At 43.6% G+C, this 3,245-nt stretch carries 3 protein-coding genes; 1 reads left to right on the plus strand and 2 read right to left on the minus strand.

Features of this window, described 5'->3' with window-relative positions; genetic code table 11:
* Nucleotides 1-21: 21 nt before the first annotated feature.
* The gene (locus tag VLN09_RS00820; protein WP_325243177.1) at nt 22-510 is read left to right on the plus strand and encodes an Lrp/AsnC family transcriptional regulator; all 489 of its coding nucleotides are present in this window, start codon (nt 22-24) and stop codon (nt 508-510) included.
* Nucleotides 511-529: 19 nt separating this feature from the next.
* Here the strand turns inward: VLN09_RS00820 and VLN09_RS00825 are convergent, their stop codons facing one another.
* Together VLN09_RS00825 and VLN09_RS00830 are read right to left on the minus strand one after the other, a co-directional pair.
* Entirely contained in the window at nt 530-1,789 is a 1,260-nt protein-coding gene (locus VLN09_RS00825; RefSeq protein ID WP_325243175.1) for a YbfB/YjiJ family MFS transporter, read from the minus strand.
* A gap of 102 nt (nt 1,790-1,891) precedes the next feature.
* Nucleotides 1,892-3,241, minus strand: coding sequence for an AarF/ABC1/UbiB kinase family protein (locus VLN09_RS00830; protein WP_325243179.1), 1,350 nt, complete (start codon nt 3,239-3,241; stop codon nt 1,892-1,894).
* Between the last annotated feature and the right edge of the window lie 4 nt (nt 3,242-3,245).

Here is a 3,245-nt window from a genome sequence, read left to right on the forward strand (position 1 = left end):
TCACTCATTATAGTGCTTATTATGCGACATGTTCATTCCAGTAACCTCTTAGCTGTAGATATCGATGATACCGATCGACGTCTGTTACGCTTATTGCAGACCGATGCCCGTATGAGCATTACTGAGCTTGCTGAGCGTGTCAATCTGTCGGCAACCCCCTGTGCGCGTCGTATCAAGCGCTTAGAAGATAGTGGTGTTATCACAGGCTATCATACCCAAACCAACGCCCAAAAACTCGGCTACCCTTTAGCCGTATTTATCGCTATCAGCATGGATCGTCATACTGCAGATCGTTTTGAGCAATTTGAAGATAAAGTCCAAAGTTTTGATGAAGTCATCAGCTGCAGTATTGTCACTGGACGCTCCGAGGACTACCTAATTAAAGTACGCGTACGCGATATGGCACATTATGAAGAGTTTTTATTACATAGACTGAATCGTATCGAAGGCGTGGCACAAGTCCATACCAGTTTTGAGCTGCGCGAAGTGTTTAGTCGCAGTATGGTGTAAATATTATGACGCAAGCAATTTAAACAGTTGTTCTTCTTAGTCGATTTGATTGACGCCAAAAAAACAATACCAAAACCAGTCCTATTAATAGCCCGATTGCCGCCACCAACAATCCTGCATTAAAATTGTCATTTTTACCTGCCAGCGCCACCGTCACCAATGGTCCTAAAAACTGCCCTAGCGCATATGCTAACGTTGCTAATCCTATGAGTAGGTTTGAATACATAGGATTGATGTTTTTAATAATCGTCAAGGTCATAGAAACCATACCAACGAAGGTTAATCCCAAAATAATGGCGTTGCCATATAAGCCAATAGCCCCATCAAGCCCTATTGGCAAATACATACCAATTGCTTGTAATAACGTTAAACCTATTAAGGTTTTGACTTCACCAATACGCTTGGCAAGTGCGCCCCAAATAGGATTTGAGAGCATAGCAAAAATACCCACTACCAACCAAATGGACAGTCCGGCATAGGCTTGTGTTGTAAGCCGCTGCGCTGCCATGACCGGCAAAAAAGTCGCCGAGGTAATGTACCCAAATCCTGCAAGCGTATAGCTAGCTAGCAGTAAGGCAATGGATTTACTATGACCTGCCGCCGCCTCATATAAAGAGCGTTTAAAATTGATATAGGTTTGTCGAACTGAGGATGTCTGATTATTATCTGGCTCAGAAACAATAGAATCCGTTGGGCGTATAGCATAGAGTAGCCATAAGACAGGTAAGCTAATCATGCCAGCAGCCAGCCATATTTCCTCAAAATGATAGCCGAGGGTCAATAACCACCATGTCAATATAGCAGAGGCGCTGATGCCGACACCAATGCCTGCATAATGCACCGCTGAGAGCACTGAGCGGCGCTCATGACTAAAGCTTTGGATGACTAATGATGAGCTTAAAATCATCGCCACACCGCTTGCGATCCCCGATAACAAGCGAATGATATACCATATATTTAATGACATATTTGGCACGACTAATAGCATAATGGTTATGACACTGACTATCGTCCATAAGATGAGCATGCGCCATGTCAAACGCTGCGGCACAAACATCGCAATGAGCGCACCGATAAAATAGCCAATATAATTGATGGAAGCAAGCCAACCAGCTATGGTCGTCGATAGCGGCAATTGGGTCATAATATCAGGCAAGGTTGCCGTGAACAAAAAGCGCCCAAATCCCATTACGACTGCCATACAGTACATACCAATCAACGCAATAGCCGTTTCATTGGTGATAACAATAGCAGCACGGCTTTTGAGAGCAGTCATCATGACAGAGCCATTTTGTGGCAGTAAGCACACAATCCTTTGTGTTAAAAACAATCAAAAGCAATAGTAATTAAATACAGTTTTTAATAAAAAATGTATTTAATACTACGAGACATTTAGCGTTGGACGATTTGCTTGCTCATCTGCCTCTGCTTGCCCCAACATCTGTACGCGCTGATCACTAAACATATCCATATCAGGCGCAAGCGTGCGCATAAAGCGGTCAAAATAGAGCATCTGCTTGGTTAATAAAGCAAAATCACGTGGAAAATGAATGCCATGACGTTTGCCAACATCAACAATCTCAAGCATCATTTTATTTAGCTCATCAGCTTGCTCTTTAGTATTAAAAGGCACACCACTGGTAAAGGCTTTGTCCTCTGCCATGATGGTCTTCATCATACGCTGCAAGTCATCACCCAATGCCACCACATCAACCTGATTGCCGCCATGAGTCATCTCCATATCGACCATATGACGCGCCATGGCGTAATAATCATTGTCTTGCATGGCTTGCATCATTCCCATGCAGGCACGCCAGCTTTCAGCTTTTAATTTACCGACAATACCAAAATCTAAAAATCCGATACGTCCATCAGTCAACAGCATTAGATTGCCTGCATGCAAATCAGCATGGAAGCTATTGCATAGCATCAGGCTTGCAAACCACGTATTGAGTGTATCTGCCATCACTTGCGCAGGGTCAGTACAGTATTGACGCATCAAAGATTCATCTACCATAGAAACGCCATATAAGCGGCTCATGGTCAACACACGCTTGGTGGTCAATGCTTCGTATACGGTTGGCGCAACGACACGCGTATTGCCTGATACTGCCAAGAACTGCTGAAAATCACGAATATTTTGTGCCTCAGCGATAAAATCTGTCTCTGCCAGCATACGCAACCGAATCTCATCAATAATCGGCGCAATACTGGCAAATTTCATCGACGGCATCAGCAGCTCAACCAATTTTGTCACGCCATGCAAGACACCCAAATCCGTTTGCATGATAATTTCGACGCCAGGTTTTTGTACCTTCAATACTACCTCATCACCATTATGCAACCGTGCTGCATGAACTTGGGCGATAGAAGCAGATGCCAATGGTTTTGAGTCAATATGAGCAAACATATCTTCGAGGGTCAGTCCATCAACGGCCAACTCTTCTTTTAATACTTGTTCAATATAAGCATAAGACAATGGCGTCGTTTGATCCAAGCAGCTTTGAAATGCCTGTACATATTCTCGCGGGAATAATGACGGCGTACTGGCAATAAACTGCCCTATTTTGATATAAGTGGTACCCAGTTGCTCAAAAGTTTCTTTTAGCAGCATGGCATCAGGTTTTTCGCCTTTTGCCACTCTCAGCGCTGATAAACCAGCGACACTTACCGTTTGACGAACACGGTTAACGACATTAAAAGTATGCTTTAATAAATGCGGACGATGTATTTTC

Source organism: Psychrobacter sp. (genome assembly GCF_035469765.1).
GTDB lineage: Bacteria > Pseudomonadota > Gammaproteobacteria > Pseudomonadales > Moraxellaceae > Psychrobacter.